Source organism: Pyxidicoccus fallax (genome assembly GCF_012933655.1).
Taxonomy (GTDB): Bacteria; Myxococcota; Myxococcia; order Myxococcales; family Myxococcaceae; genus Myxococcus; species Myxococcus fallax.
The window spans coordinates 1-25,341 of record NZ_JABBJJ010000180.1 but is presented as its reverse complement, the minus strand read 5'-3'; the positions used below and the strand labels follow the sequence as shown (position 1 = coordinate 25,341).

At 69.9% G+C, this 25,341-nt stretch carries 23 protein-coding genes; 14 read left to right on the top strand and 9 right to left on the bottom strand.

Features of this window, described 5'->3' with window-relative positions; translation table 11 throughout:
- Nucleotides 1-105: 105 nt before the first annotated feature.
- The 4 genes from dnaA to HG543_RS31560 all read right to left on the bottom strand — a co-directional run bounded on the left by dnaA (nt 106) and on the right by HG543_RS31560 (nt 5,055).
- Nucleotides 106-1,458 carry a chromosomal replication initiator protein DnaA gene (gene dnaA / locus HG543_RS31575; protein ID WP_169348627.1) on the bottom strand — a complete coding sequence of 451 codons (1,353 nt, stop codon included), beginning with the start codon at nt 1,456-1,458 and terminating at the stop codon, nt 106-108.
- 307 nt (nt 1,459-1,765) lie between these two features.
- Nucleotides 1,766-2,302 carry a peptide chain release factor-like protein gene (locus HG543_RS31570; RefSeq protein ID WP_169348626.1) on the bottom strand — a complete coding sequence of 179 codons (537 nt, stop codon included), beginning with the start codon at nt 2,300-2,302 and terminating at the stop codon, nt 1,766-1,768.
- A gap of 806 nt (nt 2,303-3,108) precedes the next feature.
- Nucleotides 3,109-3,678: an imm11 family protein gene (locus HG543_RS31565; protein ID WP_169348625.1), complete on the bottom strand. Its 570-nt coding sequence runs from the start codon at nt 3,676-3,678 to the stop codon at nt 3,109-3,111.
- Nucleotides 3,679-3,687: 9 nt separating this feature from the next.
- Nucleotides 3,688-5,055 carry an AHH domain-containing protein gene (locus tag HG543_RS31560; protein ID WP_169348624.1) on the bottom strand — a complete coding sequence of 456 codons (1,368 nt, stop codon included), beginning with the start codon at nt 5,053-5,055 and terminating at the stop codon, nt 3,688-3,690.
- 483 nt (nt 5,056-5,538) lie between these two features.
- Between HG543_RS31560 and rpmH the strand changes: the two genes are divergently transcribed.
- The 7 genes from rpmH to mnmE all read left to right on the top strand — a co-directional run bounded on the left by rpmH (nt 5,539) and on the right by mnmE (nt 10,775).
- Nucleotides 5,539-5,691 (top strand): 50S ribosomal protein L34, encoded by a 153-nt coding sequence (gene rpmH, locus HG543_RS31555; protein WP_163993305.1) that lies wholly within the window; start codon nt 5,539-5,541, stop codon nt 5,689-5,691.
- A 12-nt stretch (nt 5,692-5,703) separates the two neighbouring features.
- Complete coding sequence (gene rnpA, locus HG543_RS31550; protein WP_169348623.1) at nt 5,704-6,132, top strand: ribonuclease P protein component; 429 nt, start codon at nt 5,704-5,706, stop codon at nt 6,130-6,132.
- On the top strand, nt 6,129-6,347 hold the full coding sequence (gene yidD / locus HG543_RS31545) for a membrane protein insertion efficiency factor YidD (RefSeq protein ID WP_169348622.1): 219 nt from the start codon (nt 6,129-6,131) through the stop codon (nt 6,345-6,347). Before rnpA ends, yidD begins: the two co-directional genes overlap by 4 nt.
- Before the next feature lie 49 nt (nt 6,348-6,396).
- A complete protein-coding gene (gene yidC / locus HG543_RS31540; protein ID WP_169348621.1) occupies nt 6,397-8,217 on the top strand; it encodes a membrane protein insertase YidC in 1,821 nt (606 codons plus the stop codon).
- Nucleotides 8,214-9,014 carry a hypothetical protein gene (locus HG543_RS31535; RefSeq protein WP_169348620.1) on the top strand — a complete coding sequence of 267 codons (801 nt, stop codon included), beginning with the start codon at nt 8,214-8,216 and terminating at the stop codon, nt 9,012-9,014. Before yidC ends, HG543_RS31535 begins: the two co-directional genes overlap by 4 nt.
- Nucleotides 9,015-9,060: 46 nt before the next feature.
- Nucleotides 9,061-9,288 (top strand): hypothetical protein, encoded by a 228-nt coding sequence (locus HG543_RS31530; RefSeq protein WP_169348619.1) that lies wholly within the window; start codon nt 9,061-9,063, stop codon nt 9,286-9,288.
- Between the two features lie 104 nt (nt 9,289-9,392).
- Complete coding sequence (mnmE, locus tag HG543_RS31525; RefSeq protein WP_169348618.1) at nt 9,393-10,775, top strand: tRNA uridine-5-carboxymethylaminomethyl(34) synthesis GTPase MnmE; 1,383 nt, start codon at nt 9,393-9,395, stop codon at nt 10,773-10,775.
- 17 nt (nt 10,776-10,792) lie between these two features.
- On the opposite strand, the gene HG543_RS31520 is transcribed toward mnmE, so the two are convergent.
- Nucleotides 10,793-11,521: an FMN-dependent NADH-azoreductase gene (locus tag HG543_RS31520; RefSeq protein ID WP_169348617.1), complete on the bottom strand. Its 729-nt coding sequence runs from the start codon at nt 11,519-11,521 to the stop codon at nt 10,793-10,795.
- Nucleotides 11,522-11,694: 173 nt separating this feature from the next.
- Between HG543_RS31520 and gcvA the strand changes: the two genes are divergently transcribed.
- The gene (gene gcvA / locus HG543_RS31515) at nt 11,695-12,627 is read left to right on the top strand and encodes a transcriptional regulator GcvA (RefSeq protein WP_169348616.1); all 933 of its coding nucleotides are present in this window, start codon (nt 11,695-11,697) and stop codon (nt 12,625-12,627) included.
- Nucleotides 12,628-12,707: 80 nt separating this feature from the next.
- Nucleotides 12,708-13,313 (top strand): Uma2 family endonuclease, encoded by a 606-nt coding sequence (locus HG543_RS31510; protein WP_171818342.1) that lies wholly within the window; start codon nt 12,708-12,710, stop codon nt 13,311-13,313.
- Between the two features lie 12 nt (nt 13,314-13,325).
- On the opposite strand, the gene HG543_RS31505 is transcribed toward HG543_RS31510, so the two are convergent.
- The gene (locus HG543_RS31505; protein WP_169348615.1) at nt 13,326-14,420 is read right to left on the bottom strand and encodes a GspE/PulE/PilB domain-containing protein; all 1,095 of its coding nucleotides are present in this window, start codon (nt 14,418-14,420) and stop codon (nt 13,326-13,328) included.
- 293 nt (nt 14,421-14,713) lie between these two features.
- Between HG543_RS31505 and HG543_RS31500 the strand changes: the two genes are divergently transcribed.
- On the top strand, nt 14,714-15,304 hold the full coding sequence (locus HG543_RS31500) for a cysteine dioxygenase (RefSeq protein WP_169348614.1): 591 nt from the start codon (nt 14,714-14,716) through the stop codon (nt 15,302-15,304).
- A 69-nt stretch (nt 15,305-15,373) separates the two neighbouring features.
- Here HG543_RS31500 and sppA read toward each other — a convergent pair whose 3' ends face one another.
- On the bottom strand, nt 15,374-17,164 hold the full coding sequence (gene sppA, locus HG543_RS31495; RefSeq protein ID WP_169348613.1) for a signal peptide peptidase SppA: 1,791 nt from the start codon (nt 17,162-17,164) through the stop codon (nt 15,374-15,376).
- 348 nt (nt 17,165-17,512) lie between these two features.
- Here sppA and HG543_RS31490 point away from each other — a divergent pair, with 348 nt between their 5' ends.
- A complete protein-coding gene (locus HG543_RS31490) occupies nt 17,513-18,496 on the top strand; it encodes an aldo/keto reductase (RefSeq protein ID WP_169348612.1) in 984 nt (327 codons plus the stop codon).
- A gap of 8 nt (nt 18,497-18,504) precedes the next feature.
- Here HG543_RS31490 and HG543_RS31485 read toward each other — a convergent pair whose 3' ends face one another.
- Together HG543_RS31485 and HG543_RS31480 are read right to left on the bottom strand one after the other, a co-directional pair.
- The gene (locus HG543_RS31485) at nt 18,505-19,185 is read right to left on the bottom strand and encodes a metallophosphatase domain-containing protein (RefSeq protein ID WP_169348611.1); all 681 of its coding nucleotides are present in this window, start codon (nt 19,183-19,185) and stop codon (nt 18,505-18,507) included.
- A gap of 145 nt (nt 19,186-19,330) precedes the next feature.
- Nucleotides 19,331-19,702, bottom strand: coding sequence for a hypothetical protein (locus HG543_RS31480; RefSeq protein ID WP_169348610.1), 372 nt, complete (start codon nt 19,700-19,702; stop codon nt 19,331-19,333).
- Nucleotides 19,703-20,002: 300 nt separating this feature from the next.
- Here HG543_RS31480 and HG543_RS31475 point away from each other — a divergent pair, with 300 nt between their 5' ends.
- The 3 genes from HG543_RS31475 to HG543_RS31465 all read left to right on the top strand — a co-directional run bounded on the left by HG543_RS31475 (nt 20,003) and on the right by HG543_RS31465 (nt 25,185).
- A complete protein-coding gene (locus HG543_RS31475; RefSeq protein WP_246357426.1) occupies nt 20,003-22,828 on the top strand; it encodes a M16 family metallopeptidase in 2,826 nt (941 codons plus the stop codon).
- 258 nt (nt 22,829-23,086) lie between these two features.
- Nucleotides 23,087-24,445 carry a CotH kinase family protein gene (locus HG543_RS31470; RefSeq protein WP_169348608.1) on the top strand — a complete coding sequence of 453 codons (1,359 nt, stop codon included), beginning with the start codon at nt 23,087-23,089 and terminating at the stop codon, nt 24,443-24,445.
- 65 nt (nt 24,446-24,510) lie between these two features.
- Complete coding sequence (locus tag HG543_RS31465; protein WP_169348607.1) at nt 24,511-25,185, top strand: glutathione S-transferase family protein; 675 nt, start codon at nt 24,511-24,513, stop codon at nt 25,183-25,185.
- The last annotated feature ends 156 nt before the right edge of the window (nt 25,186-25,341 follow it).

The window sequence follows — 25,341 nt, the reverse complement described above, 5'->3', positions numbered from 1 at the left end:
GGGTGGGACTCCCTGCGTCAGGCCCCCGGGTGCCGAGGGGCCGAGCAGGGTGTGCCGTTTCCGGAAGGGATGGCTCCCCGCGTCATCGGGCGGGGGAAGGGTGTTTCAGTGGGTGCCGAGCTTCAGCTCCAGCTCGGCCAGCTCGCGCTGCACGGTGGCGTCGGACTCGCGCAGGCCCTCCACCTTGCGCACGGCGGAGATGACGGTGGAGTGGTCCTTGCCGAAGCGGGCGCCAATCTCCGGGAAGGAGCTCTTGGTCAGCTTGCGGCTGAGGTACATGGCCACCTGTCGCGCGTGGGCGAGGGCCTTGTGACGCCGGTCCTCTTTCAACGCCTCCACCGTGACTTTGTAGAAGCGGGCCACCTCGCGCTGGATGGCCTCGATGTCCACCGCGCGCTGGGCCGGGAGGATGTCGCGCAGCACCTCCGAGGCGAACTCCTCCGTCACCGGCTGGCGCGTCAGGCTGTGCACCGCGGACAGCTTCACCAGCGCGCCTTCCAGCTCGCGCACGTTCTTCTGGATGTGCTTGGCGATGAAGTGCGCCACCGGGTCGGGCAGGTCGAGCCCCTCGGCCACGGCCTTCTTCTGGAGGATGGCCACGCGCGTCTCGTAGCTGGGCTCGCGGATGTCCGTGAGGAGGCCCATGGTGAAGCGGCTGCGCAGCCGCTCCTCCAGGCCTGGAATCTCCGCCGGCACCGTGTCGCTGGTGAGGACGATGGCCTTGTTCATCTCGTACAGCGTGTTGAAGGTGTAGAAGAACTCCTTCTGCGTCTCCTCGCGCTTGCCGAGGAACTGGATGTCGTCGATGAGGAGCACGTCGCACTCCTCGCGGAACTTCCGGCGGAAGTCCGCCATGCGGTGCTCGCGGACGCTCTCCACGTACTCGTTGGTGAACTGCTCGCTGGAGAGGAACACCACGCGCTGGGACGGGTCTCGCTCCCAGATGTGGTTGCCCACGGCCTGCAGGAGGTGCGTCTTCCCGAGGCCGGTGCCGCCGTAGATGTAGAGCGGGTTGTAGGCGTGGCCGGGCTTGTCGGCCACGGCGGCGGCGGCGGCGGCCGGGAGCTGGTTGCTGTCCGCGACGACGAAGGTGTCGAAGGTGAAGCGCGAGTTCAGCCGGGCCGGGCGGGTGGAGCTGGCCTTGACTGTCGGTGTGGGTGGGAACTGGGGGTCGGGTTCGAGACCTTCCACCACCTCATAGGCGATGGAGGTGAGGCCCTCGCCGTTGCGGGCGAGCTGGGCGTCGAGCAGGGGGCGGTAGTGATCATCCACCCAGTCGCGGAAGAAGCGATCCGGCACGCCCATGACGAGGGCACCTTCGCGGATCTCCAGCGGGCGCATCCGCTCCAGCCACCTCAGCGCGTAGTCGAACTTCTCCCGGCGGATGTCGTCGAGCATCCGAGCCCAGAGAATCCGGGCACTTGGAAGGGGGGAAGCGGCTTGGGCAAGGGCGTTCACGTGTGTCTCGACCGTGCAAAAAACGGGGGGCCTGCGACCGTTCGGCGGTGCTAACAGACGCTCCCAGGTCGATCAAGGAACCGGCCGAAGGCGGCGGATCTCCACGTGGTTTTCCGGACGCCGCGGATCGGCAACGGACATGCCGACCCGGCACGGTAGTAGGCCCGGCCTCCCCTCCCCCCAAGCGCTGGGGGGCGGATCATCTGGGTGTGACTGGGAGTGTGGGTCGCAAAAGCGTGGGGCTTCGCGAGACCGCTCGGAGCGCCCTGCTCCTCATCGCGGGAGGGCGCTCCGGACGGTGGGGGCATCAGTCGAGGAGCGGGCCCCAGTCCCCGCGCCGGTAGTCCGCCAGGCGCAGACGGTGGCCGGTGCGGTGGTCCGTCACCTGTCCATCCCGCTCACGCACGGTGCGGACCTTGTCGCCGCGCATGCCGCTGCCCACCTGCTGGCGGCGCTCGGCGTTGGCCCGGGCCGCCGCGTTTTCCTGGGCGGACTCCATCAGCCGGGCTCGGAGCACCTTGAGGGCCAGCTCGCGGTTGCGGTGCTGGCTGCGCTCCGCCTCGCTGCGGACGGTGAGGCCGGTGGGCTTGTGGGTGAGGACGACGGCGCTCTCGGTCTTGTTGCGGTGCTGGCCGCCGGGGCCGCTTCCCCGGGTGGTGCGCCATTCGAGCTCCGCGGGGCGCAGCACCCACTCCGTTTCGGAGGGCTCGCGCATCACGGCGACGGTGACGGTGCTCGTCTGGATGCGGTCTTTCTTCTCGGTGGGGGGCACGCGCTGCCAGCGGTGTCCGCCGGGCTCGTGCCGGAAGAGGTGCGCGGCGTGGGGACCTTCGGCCCGGAACACCAGCAGGCCGGGGCGCTCCTCCAGGACCTCGAGGCTAAAGCCCCCTCCGAGCCCCCAGCGCGCAGTAGACGGAGAACTGCTCACGGACGAGGAGGCGGGCATCCTGCCCACCCTCTCCCGCCCGGACTTCGACGATGACGGCTTCCATGTGCGACCTCCAGGCTTCCTTTGGACTGCGACGGCATGGACGGGAGGGGCGGACCGCGCATGACACCGCTCTTCCCTGGCTGCCCGGCGTACGGCGCGGCGGTGGGTGACGGGAATTGACGGTGACGGGCCGCTCACCGACTACACGGAGTCTCTCGGGAGCCCTGACCCCTATCGCGTACAAGCCCCGCCCCGCGACTCAGGGTGACGCACTGATGGTCGATGGACCTCTCTGCCAAGGGTTCTCACCCGCTCAACACCGTGCTGGATGCGTGGGGCCACCACGTGCCCGAGCATCTGGAGGTGTGGAAATCGAAGAACTTGGCTGTCGAGCCCCCGCCACAGTCCAAAGACCTACTGCATTGCCAGGAGTCGCCCCCCGAGAAGTCAGAGGAACTGCTGCTGTGCCAAGCCCTGCCCCACGCATGGCCTTTCCCGGTACTTTCCACTCGCGTGGAATGCTCGGGCACCCTTCTTCTCGCCCGAAACTCTCCCCGAAAAGGGGGTGCATGGCGGCGCTGCACGATGAATCGCAGGACGGGAACTGGTGCCCTCCTCTGGGGAGGAGCCATGAGTGGAAGTTGCCCCGCTTCGGTGGGCCAAGCTAACTCCCGAAGAAAGAGGCGACGAGCTTGGTGCAAGGCAGCTTCCTGGCGAAGCTACACCTCGGTGAACTTCATGCCCGTGGGCTTCAGACTCTCCAGGGCGCGTTTGATGTCCTCGGAGACGATGAGGGCAACGTTCCAGCCCCAGGTGCGGAACACCCTGGCATCGCCCACCTGGGTGCGGTCGATTCGCATCCCCGATACGGACCGGTACTGGCCGAGCTTGTCCGGCCGCCGGTCCTCCGGTTTCCAGTACCGCACCTCTCGAGTCGCCCGGTCATCGATGCATCGGATGAGCTTAGTGGCCACGAGGATGAGGTACTGGTCTGGCTGTCCCTCGATGTCCACGGGGATGAACTGCACGTCGTCGGGGGCCAGGTCCGCGAAGACGGTGGCCACCCTGACGTGGACGACGGGCGTCACGCCTACGCCCGCGTTGGAGAAGTCCAGCGGTCTGCCCGGTTGGTCGATGGGGATGGACAGACGACCTTCAACACGGATGGGCCGCCCGGCCGTGTACATCCAGGGGTCTTCCACCTCCTGGCCGCTCTCGTCCACGGGGTCCCCCAGGAACCAGTTCCCGGCCTGGACGGTCTCGGCGAGATCGAAAAAGCGCGCTGGCATGGTGGATTCTTACCGCGACCTGCGCCGCCGGGTCAGGAGCTTGTTGATGTCACTCCCCCGAGTGACGGCCTCTTCGGCGAGCGTACGTAGTTCGGCTGTCAGTGCCTCGCGGCACGCAACGACGGTGCGACAGCCCGCTGTTGCTGCGCTCAGCCGTCTGAAAATCAGCTCATGGTATTCCTGAGGGTGCGGCCCATTGTGGCCGTCGACGTCGACGATGTTCTCGCGATTCCTCAGCTTCATCCCTGCTTTCTTGAAGATCTTCTCGAATCTCGGCGTCCAGGGCCCGCCACGCGCGGAGGAAACACTGTTCTTGTTCGTGGCCAGATGGTGACTCCGGCTCGGCCCCTTCGAGCTTCCGCCGCTCATCTCCCGGTCCGCCATGGCCAGCGCGTTGGGCGCGAGCACCAGGGTGAAACCTTCAGCCGTCAGGGCGATCGACTCCACGCTGCCCACTGCGGCGTACTGGAAGCCCGCCTGTGATTCCAAGGCGAGCGCCGCTGGGGCAGACCCGGGCAGCCTCGGGGATTTCGCCGCCAGCGCCGCCGTGTTGCCAACGGCGGCCGTGGCCAGCATCACGAAGATGCGCGCCGCGTTCTCCCCGAGAACCGCGCCGTAGGCCTCACCCGCCGCGCGGAGCTGCTCGAAGGTGGTGGCCCGGTCCACTTCGCGCACCAGGGTCAACCACCCATCCAGCAGGCGCCACATCGTGTCCACGCCCAGGTAGGCAATGGCGACAGCGGTCAGAGTCGCGGCCACGCCCTTGCTGACGGGCTCGGGCAATGACCAGAGCATCAGGTACATCGTCACTGAAGCAGTGACGGTGACCATGAGCGCATCAGGGTCCGCCATGTCCTCCAGGGCCTCGGCGGTTTCCTCCCAGACCGAGTCCATGGCGATGGCCATGGCCAGTGCGTACTTGCCATCACTGGCGAGCAGGGGGCCCTCGTCCAGCAGGCGCAGGCAGTCGCCGGCTCGGCCCTTGCGCCGGCACCACTGGCCATAGGCGCGCGTCAGCTCTTCATCCGCGTAGGACTCCAGGAGGTGCGGCCCGTCCGCGTCCTCCTGGCTTTGAGGAATGAGTCGCCGGGTCCGATGCTCGTAGCCGTACACCCCGCTTCGGGAGGGAACACCAAAGAGCGCTCGTGCTTCCCGCATGGGGTGGTGGAAGGGCCTCACGTCCCGAGCCAGTTCCACCATGGCTTCTTCGAACTCCTTGTCCGCGAGTTCGGCCTCCTCCAACGGGACCTCATCGTCCTCATGGGGAGTGACGACAAGGGAGTCCGTTCCCGTGTCGAGCCGGACGACACGAGCTGTCGAACAACCCGACCCGACCATCAGCAACAAGAGGAGTGGTATGGCCCGACGTGATGTCATGGACGTTCCCCGGAGTACGCGCCCGGCACTGAGCGGGCCTTTCTGGGAATACATGACTCATCTGACCCATCCCGATCCCCCGAACGCAGGGCGAGCGACCTGCCCCTATGGCTGAATGCCCGGCTCGGGTGCGCCCACGGCAGGCAATGATCAGCCGCTGATGGGCGGAAAGCCCCGGGCGCGGGAAGACGGCCCGGCAACCAGCCTCTTGAAGCCCGAAGCGATTAAACCGGCCCCACCGCGCGTTGCTCCGGGCGGCGACTCCGGGAACGGTGGCGCCGAGACCCGCCGGGTCGCCAGCACCTCCATCCACCCACACCAATCAGGCCTTTCGCCGGCCTGGAAGGGCGTTTGGATAGGGGGAAAGGTGATCCAGCGTTGACTTACCCTGGAAATGGGGTTACGGACCCGCCCCTTTCCCTAGTACAGGTCGCGCCGGGAGCGGTAGGAGGCGCCACCATCTTCATTTGAAGGAGTAGAGCCGTGTCCAAGCGCACGTACCAGCCGTCGAAGGTCCGCCGCAATCGCGCCCACGGGTTCCGGAAGCGGAACGCCACCAAGGGCGGCCGTGACGTCCTCAAGCGCCGCCGCGCCAAGGGCCGTAAGCGTCTCGTGGTGTCCGCCGCGAAGAAGTAAGCGAGCCTGCCTGTGAGGGCCGAGGGTGCGACGCCGGGCCAGCCGGGCCCGGCAGACCAGCGCTTCCCCAAGGCCCTGCGCCTGCTTCAACGGCGCGAATTCCTGGAGGTCCAGGAAGGAGGGCAGAAGCTGCCCTCGGACTGCCTCCTGGCGCTCATCAAGCGCAATGGCCGGACGTACTCCCGCGTGGGGCTCACCGTTTCCAGCAAGGTGGGCAACGCGGTGGTACGCGCGCGCTTGAGGCGTGTGCTGCGCGAGCTGTTCCGCAAGCGTCGCGCGCAATGGCCCGCCGGCCTGGACGTGGTCCTGGTGGTGCGCTCCTCCGCGAAGGACGCGTCCTTCCCGGAGCTCTCGCGTGCCTTCGACGGTGTCACCCGTAAGCTACAGCGGCTCCCGCCGGCCGCGGAGACGAAGCCGAAGCCGAAGGAGCCTCCCAGATGAGCCCGCTCGCCTTCGTCATCTCCCTGCCCATCCGGTTCTACCGGAAGTTCCTCGGGCCGCTGCTGCCGAAGGTGTGCCGCTTCCACCCCTCGTGCTCCACCTACGCCATGGAGGCGCTGGAAAAGCACGGTGGCCTCAAGGGTTCCTGGCTCATCGTCTGGCGGCTGATGCGCTGCCAGCCCTTCCACCCCGGCGGCATCGACCCGGTGCCGTGACGGGGGTTTCCACCCACTGCCGCCCCTTCCCTCGCGGAGGGGGGAGTCTATGAACGATCCGCTCTCGCCCCAGTCGAACGATTCGCAGAAGCGACTGCTCTTCGCTCTGGCCCTCTCGTTCGCGGCCACCGCCGTCTACACCTTCTTCTTCGCGCCCCAGCCCACTCCTCCCGGAGCGGAGGGCGCCGACGCGGGCGTCGTGGCCACCGCCCCCGCCGATGCCGGCACTCCCGCCGCCGCCGCGCCCTCCCCGGGCACTCCGGGCGGAGGCACCGCCGTCGCCGCCAATGACGCCTCGGCGCTCCCCGAGCGCAAGGTGGAGCTGCAGCGCCAGGAGGTCCACTACGCCTTCTCGTCCGAGGGCGGCGGCCTCTCCGCGGCCGTGCTCCAGGGCTCGAAGATGCGCGAGCAGCAGGAGCTCTCCGTCTCGCAGGGCTTCCAGAAGCTGTTCGGCAAGGACATCCCGCCCCCGCCGCAGATGAACGTGGCGCAGCCGGTGCCCGGCGAGCCGCTGCCGCTCGCCGTCTCCATCCAGGGCGGAAGCCCCCTGCCCGCCAACCTGCGCTACGCCATCACCGAGGGCGCCGCAGGCTCCGCCGACGGCGTCACCTTCACCGGCCGCAGCGGTCCGTGGGAGGTCGTGAAGACGCTCCAGTGGCCGCGTGAGGGCTTCGAGCTGACGTACACGCTCCAGGTGCGCAACACCTCCGGCCAGCCGCAGAGCGGCGAGCTGCTGGTGCACTACGGCCGCGCCATCGACCCGAACTTCGAGCACGCGCCGTCCTTCTTCGGTGGCGTGGGCAACCTGAGCCGCTCCGCGTGCTGGGTGAACGAAGAGCTGCAGACCATGAGCCCCGGCGAGGACGCGCCCGACGCGGAGGAGGCCCGCGGCCAGATTCACTACTTCGGCATCGACCAGCAGTACTTCCTCTCCGCGCTCTACCCGCTGGAGGGCCCCCGCGCCGGCTCCTGCACCTTCACCGCCACCCCGACGGCGCGCCAGATTGCGGCGTCCTTCCCGCTCAGCGTGAACGCCGGTGAGACGGTGACGCTGCGCTTCGGCGGCTACCTCGGCCCCAAGGATCCGGACCTGCTCGCCGTGGTGCCGGGCCCGGACGTGCGTCAGGCCGCGGGCCTGGGCGCGGCCGCGTTCCACCCGCAGCTGGAGGGCTCGGTGGACTTCGGCATCTGGGCCGTCATCTGCAAGATTCTCCTGGCCGTCATGAAGTTCTTCCACGGCCTCACGGGCAACTGGGGCGTGGCCATCATCCTGCTGACGGTGGTGGTGAAGCTGGTGCTGCTGCCGCTCACCTACCGCTCCATGGTCAGCATGGAAGAGGTGAAGAAGCTCCAGCCGCGCATGGAGGAGATCCGCAAGAAGTACGCGGACAACCGTGAGCAGCAGAACCTCGAAATCATGAAGCTGTACCAGGAGGCCAAGGTGAACCCGCTGGGCGGGTGCCTCCCGCTGGTCATCCAGATGCCCGTGTGGATCGCGCTCTTCACGGCGCTGCGCAACAGCTTCGACATCTACGGCGAGCCCTTCATCGGGCCCATCTGGCGCGACCTGACCTACAAGGACCCCACGTACCTGCTGCCGCTGGCGCTGGGCGTGTCCATGGTCATCACCCAGAAGATGCAGCCGCAGATGATGGACGCGGCCCAGGCGAAGATCATGACCTGGTTCCTGCCCATCGTCTTCACGGGCACGCTGCTCCAGTACCCCGCGGGTCTGTCGCTCTACATCTTCACGAACAACATCCTCTCCATCGCCCAGCAGTACGGGCTGCGGAAGTGGCTGGACCGGAACAAGCCCCAGACGGGCGGCGGGACGCCGGCGGTGGCGGCGGCGGGAGGCAGACGCAAGTGAGCGAGCAGCAGCAGGCATCGCAGCAGCCGCAGGCGGCTCCGGCCGCCAGCGGCCCGGCGTCCGCGGAGTTCCGCGAGCGCGTGGAGAAGCTCCTCGGCGACATCCTCGGGCTGATGGGCTTCCCGGCGCGGCTGGACATGAAGGACTCCGCCGACGGCAGCCTCTCCGTGGCGCTCCACTTCGATGGGGGCCCTCCGCCGGGCGTGGAGAACGGGCGTCGCAGCCAGGTGGTGGACTCGCTCCAGTTCCTGCTCAACAAGATGATGCACCGGCCCGGCGTCGAGCGGCGCTGGGTGGTGCTCGGCGCGGGCGCCCACCCGGAACCCCGCCAGCGTCGCGAGCCGCAGGCCGCGCAGGCCCCGGCCCCTGCTCCCGCTGGCACTGCGGCCCAGGCTCCGGCGGCACCCCGGGTAGCCCAGCAGGCGGCCGCTCCCCAGGCTCCCGCGAAGGCGAACCCCCGGGGCGCGCAGGCGCCCGCCGCCAAGCCTGCTCCGGCGGCACGGGTGGCGGATTCGGACGAGCGCTCCGTGACGGTGGAAGAGGATGCGGCGCTGCGAGAGGCGGCTCGGAAGCTCGCGGAGAAGTCGGGCGGTCTCGGGCGGTTCTACGCGCTGGCCGCTATGAAATTGGACGACCGCGCGCGCGTCCTGAAGGCGGTGGAGGGCGTGGCGGGGGTCAAGGTGACGGCGGAAGGCGAAGGCCGCAACCGCCGGGTGGTGTTCACTCCGGAGAAGCCGGCGCCGCTTCCCAAGCGAAGCCTGCTGCCGGACGATGACGAGGACGACTTCGACGAGTGAGCGCCCACGCGCCGCACGCGCCGAGTCGCCGGAAGAGAGAAGAGGGATGGGCAAGGCGAAAGCTCTCAAGGACAAGCTGTACGGCGCGGCGGTGCTGAAGATGAGCTTCCGCCTGCGCGGCGACGAGGAGTCGCCCGCCTTCCGTTTCGTCTACCCGGGCGTGCTGCGAGATTTGGAGCTCGAGGACGGCGAGGTGGAGCGGTACATCGAGGAGAACCGCGAGGCCGTGGAGAAGGCCGCCCGCGGTTCCACGCCTCCGATGGGGGCCCGCTGAAAGCAGCAGCGGGTCCGGTTTCAAGATAGGACGCGGAGCGCCCCGCTCCGCCCGAGGCCTGGTGGACGCGGGCAGCCTCCCTGCCCCTCCGTCGAGCATTCGATATGACGTCCGCTTCCCCCACCATCGCCGCTCTGGCCACCGCGCCCACCGCCGGGGCCGTGGGCATCCTCCGGCTGTCCGGTCCCGACGCGCTGGAGGTGGGCCGGCTGCTGGCTCCCGGCGTGCCCGCGGAGCCCACGCCACGTCACGCGTACCTGGCCACCTTTGTGGACGCGCACGGCCGCGCGCTGGATGAGGGGCTGTTCCTCTACTTCCGCGCGCCTGCCTCCTTCACCGGTGAGGACGTGGTGGAGCTGCAGGCGCATGGCAGCCCGCGGCTGCTGCGCCTGTTGCTGGCGCGGGCGCTGGAGGACGCGCGCGTGCGTCCGGCGGCACCGGGAGAGTTCACCCGCCGGGCCTTCCTGAACGGGCGCATGGACCTCACGCGCGCGGAGGCGGTGGCGGACCTGGTGGCGGCGGACTCGGAGGCCGCGGTGCGGGCGGCGGCCGCGGGGCTGTCGGGCGTGCTGGCCTCACGGGTGCGCGGGCTGGAGGAGCCGCTGCGCGAGCTCCACGCGGACCTGGAGGGCGTGCTCAACTTCCCCGACGAGGCCGAGGGCGCCGACGCGGAGGCGGGTGCACGGGTCGCCGCGCTGAAGGCCCAGGCGGAGGCGCTGCTCGCGGAGGCGGGGCGCGGCCGGCTCGTGCGGCGCGGTGCGCGCGTGGCGCTGTACGGCCCGGTGAACGCGGGCAAGTCCACGCTGTTCAACCGGCTGGTGGGCGAGGCGCGGGCGATTGTCGATGACGAGCCCGGGACGACGCGTGACGCGCTGGAGGCGAAGGTCGAGTGGGACGGGCTGGGCGTGACGCTCTTCGACACCGCGGGACTGCGCGAGGCGCCGGGCCGTATCGAGGCGCTCGGGATTGCGCGCACGCGCGAGCTGCTCGCGGGCGTGGACCTGGCCGTGCTCGTGCTGCCGCCGGAGGCCACGGAGGCGGAGGCCGAGTCGTGGATTCGCGAGGCGGGTGCCACGCCCGTGCTGGTCGTCGATGGCAAGTGCGATGTGACGGGTGCGCAGGGCCGCGATGCGGGTGAGCTCTCGGGCCCGGTGCCAGGCGGAAGCTCCGGCATGGAGGGGCTCCGCCCGCGCGTGAGCGGGCTCACCGGGGCGGGCGTGGAGGCCCTCCGTGCCTCGATGCTCGGACGACTGTGGGGAGGAGGCACGCCCTCCGCGGTGGCTCTCGTCTCCGAGCGTCACGCCGATGCCCTGCGTCGCGCCGCCGAGGCCCTCTCCCGCGCGGAGGCCGCCTCCCGCGCCTCCACCCTGGAAGTCGTCTCCGGCGAGGTCGGCCTCGCGCTGGAGTCCCTCGGTGAGGTGTCTGGCACCTCCGTCTCCGAGGCCCTCCTCGACGCCATCTTCCAGCGCTTCTGCATCGGCAAGTGACGCCGTAGCGCGTTCGCTCACCGTGCCACGGCCAGGGCGTGCTCGGCCCCTCCGGGCACGGCCTCACGCGTGCTCCACTCCCAGAGCAGCCGGTCCACGAGGGCATCGACCTGGCGCTCCGCCGTGGCAATCGAGCCCTTCAGCCGCTCGTCGCCGAACTCGTCGTACTCGATGGCCACGGACTCCACGTCGGTGATGCCCATGTAGCCGAAGGCGGTCCGGATGCTCGGCTCGACGTGGTTCATGTGCTCCAGCCGGTCGCCCCTGCCGTACCCGTAGTCGCCGCGAGAGGTCAGGATGACGAGCTTCTTCCGCGCCTCCGCCAGCAGCGGCCAGTAGGGCTCCCCTGCCCGCGAGCGGTCGAACCCGAAGGTGCGGCCCACGCGGACGATGTTGTCGATGTACGCCTTGAACTGCGCCGGCACGTTGAAGTTGTACATGGGCACGCCGGCGACGATGAGGTCCGCGGCGAGCAGCTCATCCACGAGCGCATCACTCTCCGCGAGCGTCTCCTTCATCCAGGGCTCGCGTGCGCTCGGCTTCGTGAACGCCGCGTGTATCCACTGGCCCGTCACCGGAGCGGGCGGATGCTGCCCGACGTCCCGGTACAGGACCTCATCTCCAGGGCGAACCGCGCGCCACCGCGCCATGAAGCGAGCGGACAGCCGCCGCGTGTGTGAGCCATGACGCTGTTGCTCGGAGCCGCCAGCACGGGCGCTCGAATCGATGTGCAGGACCTTGGCCATCTCGCATCCCTCCAGGTTCGACGTTCCAGGCTTCGGGGCTTCTGGGATGAGCCCGGCTCATCCGGAGCCCGGGCCCTCGCCGTCCACGAGAGAAGAGATAGAGACTGGCCACCCCGGCGACAAACGCGTAATCCTCAACCGATGGCTGAGCTGGATTCACCCATCCACCGCCCATGAGAGACCTGCCACCGCTCAGTTCCCTCCGTGCCTTCGAAGCCGCCGCGCGGCACCTCAGCTTCAAGCGCGCCGCGGACGAGCTGGCCGTGACGCCCACGGCCGTCAGCCATCAAATCCGCCAGCTCGAGGACTGGCTCGACACGCTCCTCTTCGAGCGCCGCGTCCGGCGCGTGGTACTGACCCCCGCCGGGCAGTCCCTCTACCCCGCGCTGCGGGAAGGCTTCGACGCCCTGCTCCGCGGTGTCGACGCACTGAGGAAGCCTCCCGAGCGGGCCGCCCTCACGCTCTCCGCCACCGTGGCCTTCACGTCGAAGTGGCTGGTGCCGCGAGTCGCCGCGTTCCGCGCGGCCTGCCCGGGGCTCGACCTGAGCCTCCATGCCTCGGACGACCCCATGGACCTGCGGGCCGGAGGCGTGGACCTCGCCATCCGCTACGGACGTGGCGTGTATCCGGGACTGCACTCGGAGCTGCTGCTCCAGGACCGCTTCGCGCCCGTGTGCAGCCCCCGGCTGGGTGTGCGCGCTCCCGCCGACCTGGGGAAGCATCCGCTGCTCCGCTTCGAGTGGCGCCGCGTCGAGGACGACACGCCCACGTGGCCTCGCTGGTTCGCCGCCGCGGGCCGGCCCTACAAGACCTCGGGGGGAGAGCTGGTCTTCTCCGACGAATCCCACTCCATCCAGGCCGCCATCGCCGGCCATGGAGTCGCCCTCGCGAGCCTCGTGCTCGTCGCCGAGGAGCTGGCGAGCGGCGCCCTGGTGCAACCCTTCGGGCCGGAGCTGGACGGCTTCGCGTACCACGTCGTCCACCTGGAGTCGGCACGCAACGCGGAGCGCATTGCCGCGGTGCGCCGCTGGCTGCTGGCCGAGGCGAAGTCCTTCCCGTCCCGGGCGTCCCCGCCCCCGTCCCGGAAGCGCCCCGGCACGTCCTGAGTCCTCCAGTCCACCCGCCAGGCGGATGTCAGACCGCTCCCTAGAATGCCGGCCCTCACCCGGTAATTCACGGAGGCGTTGTGACGGAAGGCACCATCCCCCTGGCGCGGTACTCCATGCTCTCGGCCCTGCCCTCGGGCTGGGTGGGGGAAATCCTGGATGACGAACTGGTGGCCTCGCCGCGCCCCTCCGCCGCGCAGACGCGCGCGGCCTTCATGCTGGGCGTGGAGCTCGGTGAGCAGCTCGACCGGCGCCGGGGCGGCAGTGGCCGCTGGTGCTTCCTGCGCGCTCCCGAGCTGCACCTCGGCGAGGACATGCTCGTGCCGGACCTGGCCGGCTGGCGCCGCGAGCGCGTGGACGCCCCGCTGGACCCGGACGTCCCCTTCCTCACGCTGACGCCGGACTGGGTGTGCGAGGTGCTCGCGCCCACCACCGTCGCGCTGGACCGCACGCGCAAGCTGCCCCTCTACGCTCGCGCGGGCGTCTCCCACGTGTGGCTGGTGGACCCCGTCGCTCGCACGTTGGAGGTGTACCAGCGCGTCAAGCGCGGCTGGCTCCTCACCGGCTGCCACGAGTCGGACGCGCTGGTGCGCGCCGAGCCCTTCACGTCCTCGTCCCTGGAGCTGGCCTCGCTCTGGTTGCCGGAGGGCTCGGACAAGCCCGCGCTGCTGGCCGCGGTGCCCTGAGGCTCGCCCCGGTCAGCCGGCGCGCTTGAGGACCGTGCCGTCGGTGGGCTTCGCCAGCCGGCGCACCGCGCGCAGCAGCAGGTCCGGGTCCACCGGCGCGGCCAGGAAGCCGCGCGCGCCCACCGCCTGCGCCCGGGGCAAGTCCAGCTCCGGTACCTTGCCGGCCACCAGCACCTGCGCGGCCACCCTGTGGCCCAGCGCCTCCATGGAGGGCAGCGGCGCCACCACCACCTGCGCCTCGCTGGCCGCCAGCAGCTCCTCCGTGCTGGCCACCCGCGCCGTCAGTCCACCGCCGGTCTCCAGCACCCGCACCAGCCCCGCCGCCGCCGTCGCGCCCCAGCCGTACACCAGCACCTGCGCCACCTGCTCGGGCCGCGCCGCCGTCAGCGCCGGCAGCTTCACCGGCGCGGGCGTGGGCTTCAGCACCGGCGGGGGCGTGGGCTTCACGGCGGCCACCGCCTGCACGGGAGCCGGCGCCGGCCGGACGGCCTCCTCCAGCGAGGACAGCAGCGGCAGCCCGTCCGCCGTGACGGTGTCCTCGGCCGGAGGCTCCATGTTCGTCAGCTCGGCCATGCTCTCGCCGAGCACCATGGGCATGGCGTCGTCCGCCTCGGGGAGCGAGAAGCCCTCCATGCCGGGACGGCGCGGCGCCGCCTCGTCCTTCTCGCCCCGGTACATGCGGCCGATGGCGCGGCGGATGGCCGCGTCCGAGGCCAGCTTCGCCACCACGCGCGACTTGCCGGACACACTCTGCACCGCGTCCAGCGACGCGAGGCTGGCCGGCGCGGCGATGGCCACCACCAGCACCGAGTCCCGGGGCCCGCGGGCCTCCAGCCGCAGCGGCACCACCCGGTGCGCCTCCGCCACCTTCTCCGGAATGAGGTACGTCAGGCTCGCATCCGGGACCTCGGACTCCAGGTCCACCGTCTGCATCCCCAACTGCTCCGCCAGCGCCTCCAGGACCTGCCGCGCGGTGCAGAAGCGCTGATCCACCACCACCTGCCCCAGCGGCACACCCCACTTGCGCTGGTACGCCAGCGCCGAGTGGAGCTGCAGCGCATCAATCACGCCCCGCTCCAGCAGGATGTCACCCAGTCGCTTCTTCATGGTCCCTTCGCCCCCCACCGCGGCCCCCCGCCCTCAGGGGCGTGGCCTTGGTCCAAGGAAAGTCAGTGTTCTCTACGCGTCCGCTGGGAGATCGGCTTCCTCGCGGGCGACAGATGGTTCCGCCTCCACGCCAGCTTGCAATCCCGGGGCCGCCCGTCGGCCACAGGCGGACCCGCGGCGGGCGTCCTCCAGTGGATGGACTGCCTGTCCTCAAGTGCGCGCCGGACGGCTGTGCGTCCCCCATCCAACACGCCCATAGGCATCGTGTCGGTGGCTTACCTAGGTTTTCCGCCATGGGCGGGATGTGCCTCGAGGCGTTGGTGGGGCTCCTTCGGGAGGAGGCCGGGCGGGTGCCGGGCCTGGTAGGGGTGGGAGAGAGGCTGGCGGGCCTGGTGGTGGAGCCGGGCAGCCTCCGGCCGTACCTGCATTTCAGCCGCGGCCGTTACACGCGCAACCTCGTCTACAGGGACGCGCGGCTGGAGGTGCTCGTGAACTGCTGGGACACGGGCGCCGTGTCGCCCGTGCATGACCATGACGGGCAGGAGTGCTGGTTCAGCGTCCAGTCGGGCGTCTTCGTGTTGGAGAACTACGCGCTGATTTCCGGGGGGTTGGGCCCGGGCCCGGCGCGGCTGGGGCCTCCGGTCGTGGTGGGCCCGGTGGGCGCGGGCTACGTGGACTTCCGCTGCCCCGAGGCCCCCATCCACCGCGTCATGGCCCGGCAGGGGCCGGCCATCTCCCTGCACGTCTACGCGGGGCCGGTGGAGCGCTGCCTCGTGTACGACGTGAAGCGGGAGCGCTGTGTCCTGCGGCAGCTCCGCTACCACTCCGTCTTCGGGCGCCCGCTGTCCCCCATGGACGCGCTCCCGCCACAGCTGCGCGCCTGAGCCGCGGCGTCCGGGCGGCACGCCGGTGCGTCCCGGACGCACGCACCGGGCGAGCCGCCTCGCGCCCGACTACCAGCTGCCCTTCGGCATGGGCGCGTAGAGGGCGCCGCGCTGGGACTCGAACACGCCGAGCCGCGCGCCGAGCAGGTATACCTCGCGCGTGGCCGCCACCAGCGGGGCCCACGGGGACAGGACGCTCACGGAGGCGGCGTCGTCCTCGCTGTTGTCGCCCGTCTGGCCGAGCAGCGCGGACAGCACCTCCGAGCCCGTCTTGCGGCGCGGGTACTCCTCCACGCGCACTGGCGCGTCGGCGGGCAGCTTCGCCAGCTCCTTCGCCAGCGCGAGCGCCTTCGGATAGCCGCCCAGCGCATCCACCAGCCCGTTGGCGAGCGCGTCCTCGCCCGTCCACGCGCGGCCCTTCGCCACCGACTGGAGCTTCTCCAGCGGCATCTTCCGCCCGGCCGCCGCGCGCTGCGTGAAGTCCGTGTAGATGCGGTCCATGATGGCCTCCGCGCGGACCTCCTGCTCCGGCGTGAAGTCCGCGTCCGAGTCGTACATCGTGGCGTTCTTCCCCGCCGCGATGGTCTCGAAGTTGACCCCCAGCTTCTCCCAGAAGGAGTCCGTCACGAACTTGCCCGCGTACACGCCGATGCTGCCGGTGAGGGTGCCCGGCTGCGCGACGATGCGGTCCGCGTCCATGGCGACGAAGTAACCGCCGCTCGCGGCGTAGGTGCCCATGGTGACGACGACGGGCTTGCCCGCCTCCCGCGCGCGCTGCACCTCGCGGCGCACGGTGTCGCTGGCCACGTAGCTGCCGCCGGGGCTGTCCACGCGGAAGATGATGGCCTTCACGCGCGAGTCCGCGGTGGCCTTGCGCAGCGCCGCCGCCACGTTCTCCGCGCCCATGACCTCCTCGCCGGAGAGCGGGTTGCCCTGGCTCTTGCCCCGCGCCACGCCGCCCACGCCGTACACCAGCGCGATGGTGTCGCCCGTCGCGTGCGGCCGGCCCACGCGCTCCAGGTACTTGTGCACGTAGAGCAGCTCGGCGCCGTCGCCCGCCTGCTTCGTCAGCTCGCCCAGCACCTCGTCGCGGTAGCGCAGGCCGTCCAGCAGCTTCGCGTCCACCGCGTCCTGGCCGAGCAGCGGCGCCCTGTCGATGAGCGCGCGCACCGCGTCCTCGCCCAGCTCGCGCTCCTCGGCGATGCCGCGCACCATCTGGCCGAAGAGGCTCTGCGTGTAGCGCTCGGTGGCCTCGCGGTGCGGGGCGTTGTAGCCCTGCTCCGTATAGGTGTTGATGGCGTTCTTGTACTCGGCGCGCTTGTGGAAGCGCGGCGTCACGCCCAGCTTGGCGAAGGCTTCGCGGGCGAAGGGCGTCTCGAAGGAGATGCCGGTGATGTTCAAGTCACCGGACGGCTGGATGTAGACCTCGTCGAAGGCGGACGCGACGTAGTAGGCCAGGGTGGTGTTGTCCGCCTCGCCGAAGGTGTCCGCGTAGGCCACGGCCTTCTTGCCGGTGGCGCGGAAGGCCTTCACCGCGTCCCGCAGCTCCTGCGCCTGGGCGGGGCTGCCAGGGTTGCCGATGCGCGCCACCAGCGACTTCACGCGCGGGTCGCGCCCCCCCTTCTCCAGCGCGTCCACCACGTCGCGCACCGTGGTCGGGTCCTCGCCGAAGGCGCTCGCCAGCGAGTCGCCCGACACGTGCTCGCGCAGCGGCCGTTCCAGGTCCAGCTCCAGCACGATGTTGGACGGGACGGTGGGGCCGCTCGCCGACGCGAGCACCATCAGGCCGACGAGGCCCACCACGAAGAGGACGGACATGGCGCCGATGAAGGCGAGCACGCCGATGATGAATCGTTTCATCCGAAGGAACTCCTGAGACCCGCGAGGCAGGGCGACAGCCCCGGCAGGCGGGTCCTTACTACTTAACGGGGCGGGACGCGGATGCTTGCGTGTCCGGATGGGACGGAAGCTCGCGATGGTGGACGCCCGCGCTCCCGGGCTCCCGGTTCCCCGCCGGGTAGAGGGGCGGGCCCGACGCCGGGGATGCTCCTCGCCAGGGCGTCCCCATCCTCCCAGGGTTCACGAGGCGACGGGTGCCCGCCTCCGGGGACAGGCCCGCTGTCCACGGGCCAGGGGCCCCGTCGCCGCGGCCATTGTCGGCGCGGGCGGTGCCATGGCAGGCAGGCGCTCGCACGACAGGAGGGAACCATGGAGAAACGGCGGCTGGGCAATTCCGACCTTCACATCACCGCGCTGGGCTTTGGCGCCTGGGCCATTGGCGGCGGGGGCTGGCAGTTCGGGTGGGGTCCCCAGGATGACGAGAAGTCCATCGCGTCCATCCAGCGGGCGTTGGAGCTGGGCATCAACTGGATAGACACCGCGGCGGTGTACGGACTGGGCCACTCCGAGGAGGTGGTCGCCCGCGCGCTGCAGGGCCGCGCCCAGCGGCCGTACGTCTTCACCAAGTGCGGCATGGTCTGGGACACGAAGGGCACCATCCACCGCTCGCTCAAGGCGGACTCCATCCGCCGCGAGTGCGAGGCGTCCCTGCGCCGGCTGAAGGTGGACGTCATCGACCTGTACCAAATCCACTGGCCCGTGGAGTCGCTGGCGGAGATTGAAGAGGGCTGGACGGCCATGGTCGAGCTGCAACGCCAGGGCAAGGTGCGGTGGATTGGCGTGTCCAACTTCAACGCGGACCAGCTGGAGCGCATCCAGCGCATCTCGCCCGTGACGAGCCTGCAGCCGCCCTACTCCCTCGTCCACCGCGACATCGAGGTGAGCGTCCTTCCCTTCTGCTCGCGCAACAGCATCGGCGTCATCGGCTACTCGCCCATGGCGTCGGGGCTGCTGTCCGGAGCGATGACGCGCGAGCGCGTGGCGGCCTTCCCGAAGGACGACTGGCGCCGCAACAGCATGGACTTCCAGGAGCCGCGGCTGTCGCGCAACCTGGAGCTGGTGGAGCGGCTGCGCGCGATTGGGAAGCGGCATGGGCGCTCGCCCGCGGAGGTGGCCATTGCCTGGACGCTGCGCACGCCGGTGGTGACGGGCGCCATCGTCGGTGCCCGCAGCGCCGAGCAGGTGGAGGGCTTCATCGCCGCCGGGGACTTCCGCCTCACCGCGGACGAGGTGAAGGAGATTGAGGACTTCGTCCGGGGCGGGCAGCTCCCGCACGGAGAGATGCACGCGTAGACGGCGCTTCAGCCCACGGCTCCGGAGGACTCACCCGTTCCCGGGGCCGAGCGTGGCTCCAGCTCCAGGACGAAGGGCGGACGGACGCCGAAGGGCATCAGGCGGCAGTTGGAGACGTTGAGGAACCGGGTGGGCAGGCCGGGCAGCGAGAACTCGCCGTGGGCCTCATGGATGTGGCCGTAGACGTGGAGCCGGGGCGGCACTTGTCGCACGCGGGCGAGCAGGTCCTCACAGCCGGCATCGACGCCGGCCCATGTCCGGTCGCCCAGGCCGTGGGGCGGGCCGTGGGTGATGAGGATGTCGAGCCCCTCGGGGATGTGCTTCCAGTGGGCGGCGATGTCCGAGCCCCGGTCCCGGTTGAAGGCCCAGTGTCCGAACCGGGGGGTGATGGGAGAGCCCCAGATGCGCAGCCCGGCGATGCGGGCCTCCTCGTCGTAGAGGTAGTGCACGCCGGCCTTCTGGATGAGGTCGCGGGCGAGGTCGGGAGCCTCTTCGCAGAGGAAGTCGTGGTTGCCGGCGACGAGGACCTTCTCCCGGGCGTCCTGGAGGGAGAACCAGCGCAGGAAGTCCTCCACGTCGCTCCGGCTGCCCCGGCGGGTGAAGTCCCCCGCGTGGATGAGCACGTCACACCGAGGCACCGTCAGGGCTTCGTGGTGCATGTGTGTGTCGGAGAGGAGGACCAGTCGCATCCGTGTTCCCTTGCTCGGCCGTGGTTCCCTGACCGCTAAGCCACCGAGACTAAGTTCGTTCAGGGGGAGCCGCACAGAGGCCCGAGTTTCCGGCTTGGGCGGTGAGGCCCCCTGACAGGACTTACCCCGGGTGGCTTAGCCACACTCAGCGCTTTTCGAGCATGCGCAGGCGGCGTTCGTGGTCGTCCATTGTGCCCTGGGTGTTCAGTTGCTGTTCGGCGAGCATGTTCAACATGCGTCCGATTTTGTTGAAGTATCGCTCATGACTGAGCCGGGTCTTGTCGGCGTTGTCGGCAAGAGTGGAGACGTTTTCCGCCAATGTCTTCACATTCTTCTGAAGCTCACCGACGTCCTCCTTCACCAGCGTGAGCTGTTGCGCTGACCGCTCCTCTCCTTCCTGCACTTGTTGCTGAAGCTCCCGCACCTCCTGCAGGCACTGCATGAGCACGTCACTACCCGTTGCCATCGCCATCCGCTCCTCCCGCCAACCAGGGTGGGTTCTCTGGCTGGACTTCATGCACCCTAGCAATCCAATCTGACATGGAGGCTGCACCACTGACGACCCCACAGGTCCCATCGCGCTGCCGCGAAGGGTCCAGGCTCATGGTACGCAGGCCAAGCCCGCAGTCAACCTGCCAGGGCATACTCGTGGCCAAGAACCCGTGAGGTCACATGGGTCCCGGTGGCACCCCACCCCGGGACCCCCGGCTGTCACTCCCGAGACGCCCGGCCGGCCGTCCTGACGCCGTTCGGGATGGCGGGACCCCCATACCGGGTTAGAAGCCCCGTGCACTCCCAGAAGACCCGCGAGGACCGCATGAAGCGTCGTACCCCGCTCTCCCTGGTGGCCGCCCTGCTGGTGGCCGCCAACCCGGTGTGGGCCCAGACCCCCGCCCCCTCTCCGAAGGCCGCGCCGGCCGCCGCCGCGAAGGCCGCGCCCGCGAAGGCTCCGTCGCTCGCTCCCATCACGAGCGTCGAGGGCATCACCGAGTACCGCCTGCCCAATGGCCTGCGCGTGCTCCTCTTCCCCGACCCCACCAAGCCCAACGTCACCGTCAATGTGACGTACTTCGTCGGCAGCAAGCACGAGGGCTACGGCGAGACGGGCATGGCCCACCTGCTCGAACACCTGCTGTTCAAGGGCACGCCCACCACCAAGAACGTCCCCCAGGCGCTCACCGAGCGCGGCGCCCGTCCCAACGGCACCACCTGGCTGGACCGCACCAACTACTACGAGACGCTCCCCGCCTCCGACGACAACCTGCGCTGGGCCCTCGCCTTCGAAGCGGACCGCATGGTCAACAGCTTCATCGCGAAGAAGGACCTCGACAGCGAGATGACCGTCGTCCGCAACGAGTTCGAGTCCGGCGAGAACGACCCGCGTGGCATCCTCTTCGAGCGCGTCATGTCCGCCGCGTACATCTGGCACAGCTACGGCAAGGCCACCATCGGCGCGCGCTCGGACCTGGAGAACGTGCCCATCGACCGGCTCCAGGACTTCTACCGGAAGTACTACCGGCCGGATAACGCCATGCTCGTCGTCGCCGGCCGCTTCGACGAGGCCAAGGCGCTGTCCATGATTCAGGACACCTTCGGCAAGCTGAAGAAGCCCGCCACGCCGGTGCCCGCCACGTACACCGCCGAGCCCGTGCAGGACGGCGAGCGCGAGGTGACGCTGCGCCGCGTGGGTGACACCCAGCTGCTCACCAGCCTCTACCACGTGCCCGAGGGCGCGCACCCGGACTACGCCGCCATCGACGTGCTCACGCTTGTCATGGGCAACAACCCCTCCGGCCGCCTCTACAAGGCGCTGGTGGAGACGAAGAAGGCGTCGCGCGTGGGCGCCTCCAACCTCCAGCTGCGAGACCCCGGCGCGCTCGTCTTCTCCGTGGAGCTGCGCCAGGACCAGTCGCTCACCGCCGCGCGCGAGGCGTTCCTCAAGACGGTCGAGGACGCCCACAAGACGCCCTTCACCGAGGAAGAGGTGACGCGCGCCAAGACGCAGCTGCTCAAGTCCATCGAGCTGATGCTCAACAACTCCGAGTACGCCGCCGTCCAGCTGTCCGAGTGGGCGGCCACCGGTGACTGGCGCCTGCTCTTCATGCACCGCGACCGCATCGAGGCGGTGAAGCCCGCGGACGTCGCGCGCGTGGCGGCCACGTACCTCAAGTCGTCCAACCGCACGATGGGCACCTTCGTCCCCACGCCGAAGCCGGACCGCGCGGAGATGCCGCCGCCGGTGAACGTGGCGCAGATGATGGAGGGCTACAAGGGCCGCGAGGCCGTGGCCCAGGGCGAGGTGTTCGACCCGACGCCCGCCAACGTGGAGGCCCGCGTGCAGCGCGGCGAGCTGCCCGGCGGCGTGAAGTACGCGGTGCTGTCCAAGAAGACGCGCGGCGAGATGGTGAACGTGGCCCTCAACCTGCGCTGGGGCACCGAGGACGTGCTGCGCGGCAAGTCGGACATCGCGCAGTACACCGGCCGCATGCTGATGCGCGGCACCAAGAAGCGCACCCGGCAGCAGCTCCAGGACGCGTTCGACAAGCTGAAGGTACGCGTCGGCGTGGACGGCGGCCTCACGGGCGCGACGGTGACGCTCGACTGCCCGCGCGCCAGCCTGCCGGAGGCCCTGAAGCTGGTGGCCGAGGTGCTGCGCGAGCCCGCCTTCGACGAGAAGGAGTTCGCGCTCCTCAAGCAGGAGCGGCTGGCCGCGCTGGAGTCGCAGCGCAGCGAGCCCGAGACGCAGGGCAGCATCGCCTTCTGGCGGACGCTGTCGGGCCACTACCCGAAGGGGCACCCCTACTACGTGCCCACCTTCGACGAGCGCCTGGCCGGCATCCGCGACACGACGCTGGCGGACGTGCGCGCCTTCCACAAGGCCTTCTACGGCGCGTCCAACGGCGAGCTGGCCGTGGTGGGTGACTTCGAGCCGAAGGAGGTGGTGCCGCTCGCGGGCCAGCTGCTCGGTAACTGGAAGAGCCCGGCGCCCTTCAAGCGCGTGTCGCAGATGTTCGCGGACGGCGGGCCGAAGGTGGTGGCGCTGGAGACGCCGGACAAGGCCAACGCGTACTACCTGGCGGGCCAGACGCTGAAGCTGCGCCGCGACGACGCGGACTACCCCGCGCTGCTGCTGGGTAACTTCGTGCTGGGTGGCGGCTTCCTCAACTCGCGGCTGGCCACGCGCATCCGCCAGCAGGACGGCCTGTCCTACGGCGTGGGCAGCAGCCTGGACGCGAGCGACATCGACACGGTGGGCAACTTCGTCACCTACGCCATCTACGCGCCGGAGAACGCGACGCGGCTGGAGGCGGCCATGCGCGAAGAGGTCTCTCGCGCGGTGCAGAAGGGCTACACCGCCGAGGAGCTGGAGAAGGCGCGCGCGGGCCTGCTGGAGTACCGGCAGGCGGCTCGCGCGCAGGACGGCGGCCTGGCGCGGCAGCTCGCCGGGTACTTGTACCTGGGCCGCACGCTGGCCTTCGACGCGGCGCTGGAGGAGAAGCTGGCGAAGCTCACCCCCGACGACGTGCGCAAGGCCATGGAGCGGCACCTGGACTGGCAGAAGGTCACGCAGGTGAAGGCGGGTGACTTCGCCAACGCGGAGAAGAAGGCGAAGGCCCCGGTGAAGGCTCCGGCCGCGCCGTGACGCGGTAGCCGCTTCCCATCGCGACACGCTCCGAGCCCCGTGGTGCCTTCCTGGCGCCACGGGGCTTTCTCTTGTCCGTGGCCACGCCGCGGGTGCTCACAGGCGCGCGGAGCCGCGGGCCTCGCGGGCATCGGGGCACGGTGTTCGCGACGCGACATCGCCGGAGGGGCCGGCTCGTCCCCACGTGAGGGGCGGACGCGTTGCGCGCCAGGTCAGATGGGAGCGCGGTGATTACCCTTCCGCGTGGGCAGGAGGGGGATGCGAAGAGGGTGCCAATACATCGCGTGGCTGCTCGTCCTCTGCGGGGTGCTCCCGGCCTGTGGACCGTCGAGTGGCTGGAGTGTGCCCCTGCCGCCCGAGTGTGGGGACGTGGACGGCGCGTCCTTCGTCCAGGGGCTCAGGGTCTGGGGCCGCGCTGGCGAGGAGGGACACGAAGCGGCCGACCCCGATTACGACTCTCGTGCGTTGGCCGAGGAGGATGGGCTGCCCGTGCTCCACCTCTTCATGTCGTCCTCATTGCCGGACGATGACGACTACCGTCCCGCTCGGGTCATGTACCGCGGGCGCTGCCTCGTGGCGGAGGTCCGCTACCGCGGGGACAAGTCGCTCGCCTTCCCCAAGCGCAGCATGACGCTCGACTTCGACGACGGGCATACCTTCAGCGAGCCCCTGCGCGCCGGCGGCTTCGTGGGGCGACGCAAGGTGGTGCTCGTCAGTCCCTTCAACGACAACTCCTATCTGCGCTCGCGGCTCGCCTTCGAGGTGTGGAACCGCATGTCCCCGGACCATCTCCAGGTGAAGACGTTCAGCGCGGTGGTCTATCTGAACGGGCGCTACCACGGCCTCTTCACGGTGGCGGACCACATCGACCGCCACTTCATCGCCGAGCAGGGACTGGACCCGGGCGGGGAGCTCTTCAAGGCGGTGGAGCAGGACGCCAACTTCTCGCGCGACGACGCCCGGGGCGAGCCCAAGATGTGGCTGTGGCAGGGCTTCGAGAAGAAGGAGGGCGAGCCCGAGGAGGGAGACGGGGCCTACGCGAACATCGAGGCGCTCACGGCCTTCGTGGCGGACGCGGACCCGGAGCGCTTCCGCGCCGAGCGGGACGCGTGGATGGTCACTCGCGACTACGAGGACTGGTGGATTTTCGCCCTCATGATGCACGCGCATGACTCGGTGGCGAAGAACGCGTACCACTTCCGGGCGAGGGGGCCGGGGGCGCGGTGGCGCTACATCCCGTGGGACCTGGACACCAGCTTCGGGCAGGCCTGGAACACGTGGCGCCTGGATGCGAGCGAGCTGTACACCTTCGAGCCCCAGAACCTGCTCTTCGCGCGCATGCTCGCGGACCCGACCATCACCGGGCCGATGTACCTGCGCTTCCGCGAGCTGCTCGACGGGCCGCTGCACCGGGAGGTGGTGCTGGGGCTCATCGACGGGTACGCGCGGGAAGTGGAGGCCGCGGCGCTCAAGGACGAGGCCCGCTGGGGCGAGGAGTACCGGACCTTCTTCCGTTGGCGCGACCGCACCGACCTGAACGACTTCCGGGGCGAGGTGGCGTACCTGCGCGCCTGGGTGGACCAGCGCTGGCGGGTCATGGACCAGGCCATTCACTGAAGCGCGGCGCTCGTGCCCCCGTTATCAGGACGCGCGCGGCTCACCTGACATGAGGAGCGGAGCGGATGATTGACCTGTACACGTGGGCAACGCCCAACGGCCACAAGGTGTCGATTGCACTGGAGGAGCTGGGCCTGCCGTACACCGTGAAGCCGGTGGACATCAGCAAGGGCGTGCAGAAGCAGCCGGAGTTCCTGCGCATCAACCCGAACGGGCGCATCCCCGCCATCGTCGACCGGGCGGAAGGGGACTTCGCGGTGTTCGAGTCGGGCGCCATCCTCATCTACCTCGCGGAGAAGACGGGGAAGCTGATGCCGACGGACCCGAAGGGCCGCTCGCGCGTCATCCAGTGGCTGATGTTCCAGATGGGAGGCGTGGGGCCCATGCAGGGGCAGGCCAACGTCTTCTTCCGCTACTTCCCCGAGAAGCTCCAGCCGGCCATCGACCGCTACCAGAACGAGACGCGGCGGCTGTACACGGTGCTCGACACGCGGCTGAAGGAGAGCGAGTACCTCGCGGGGGACTACAGCATCGCGGACATCGCCACGTGGCCATGGGTGCGCCTGCACGACTGGTCCGGCGTCTCGGTGGACGGGTTGCCGAACCTGCAGCGCTGGTTGGCCGCCATCGAGCAGCGGCCCGCCGTGAAGCGCGGACTCGACGTGCCCTTCCCGATGGATCAGGACAAGCGGACCGCCGAGGAGCGCGCCAAATCGGTCCAGTCGATTCTGCAGCGGTAGGAGTGGCGGACCCGGGAGCGGCGGTTCTTCGGGGGCATTTCCGCCACGGCTCGTGGCGGTTCTGTGCACGGGTGTCAGCGGGACGGCACGGCGGGTCTTCGCGAGCCGCATCGGGCCGGGACGGCGTGCCATAGATTCACGGCCCATGTCCCGCCC

Excerpts from the sequence above, each read along its gene's own strand:
- HG543_RS31565 (WP_169348625.1), bottom strand. The coding sequence starts at position 3,678 with ATGCCAGCGCGCTTTTTCGATCTCGCCGAGACCGTCCAGGCCGGGAAC.
- HG543_RS31560 (WP_169348624.1), bottom strand. The coding sequence starts at position 5,055 with ATGACATCACGTCGGGCCATACCACTCCTCTTGTTGCTGATGGTCGGG.
- yidD (WP_169348622.1), top strand. The coding sequence starts at position 6,129 with ATGAGCCCGCTCGCCTTCGTCATCTCCCTGCCCATCCGGTTCTACCGG.
- yidC (WP_169348621.1), top strand. The coding sequence starts at position 6,397 with ATGAACGATCCGCTCTCGCCCCAGTCGAACGATTCGCAGAAGCGACTG.
- HG543_RS31530 (WP_169348619.1), top strand. The coding sequence starts at position 9,061 with ATGGGCAAGGCGAAAGCTCTCAAGGACAAGCTGTACGGCGCGGCGGTG.
- mnmE (WP_169348618.1), top strand. The coding sequence starts at position 9,393 with ATGACGTCCGCTTCCCCCACCATCGCCGCTCTGGCCACCGCGCCCACC.
- HG543_RS31520 (WP_169348617.1), bottom strand. The coding sequence starts at position 11,521 with ATGGCCAAGGTCCTGCACATCGATTCGAGCGCCCGTGCTGGCGGCTCC.
- gcvA (WP_169348616.1), top strand. The coding sequence starts at position 11,695 with ATGAGAGACCTGCCACCGCTCAGTTCCCTCCGTGCCTTCGAAGCCGCC.
- HG543_RS31505 (WP_169348615.1), bottom strand. The coding sequence starts at position 14,420 with ATGAAGAAGCGACTGGGTGACATCCTGCTGGAGCGGGGCGTGATTGAT.
- HG543_RS31500 (WP_169348614.1), top strand. The coding sequence starts at position 14,714 with ATGGGCGGGATGTGCCTCGAGGCGTTGGTGGGGCTCCTTCGGGAGGAG.
- sppA (WP_169348613.1), bottom strand. The coding sequence starts at position 17,164 with ATGAAACGATTCATCATCGGCGTGCTCGCCTTCATCGGCGCCATGTCC.
- HG543_RS31490 (WP_169348612.1), top strand. The coding sequence starts at position 17,513 with ATGGAGAAACGGCGGCTGGGCAATTCCGACCTTCACATCACCGCGCTG.
- HG543_RS31485 (WP_169348611.1), bottom strand. The coding sequence starts at position 19,185 with ATGCGACTGGTCCTCCTCTCCGACACACACATGCACCACGAAGCCCTG.
- HG543_RS31480 (WP_169348610.1), bottom strand. The coding sequence starts at position 19,702 with ATGAAGTCCAGCCAGAGAACCCACCCTGGTTGGCGGGAGGAGCGGATG.
- HG543_RS31475 (WP_246357426.1), top strand. The coding sequence starts at position 20,003 with ATGAAGCGTCGTACCCCGCTCTCCCTGGTGGCCGCCCTGCTGGTGGCC.
- HG543_RS31470 (WP_169348608.1), top strand. The coding sequence starts at position 23,087 with ATGCGAAGAGGGTGCCAATACATCGCGTGGCTGCTCGTCCTCTGCGGG.
- HG543_RS31465 (WP_169348607.1), top strand. The coding sequence starts at position 24,511 with ATGATTGACCTGTACACGTGGGCAACGCCCAACGGCCACAAGGTGTCG.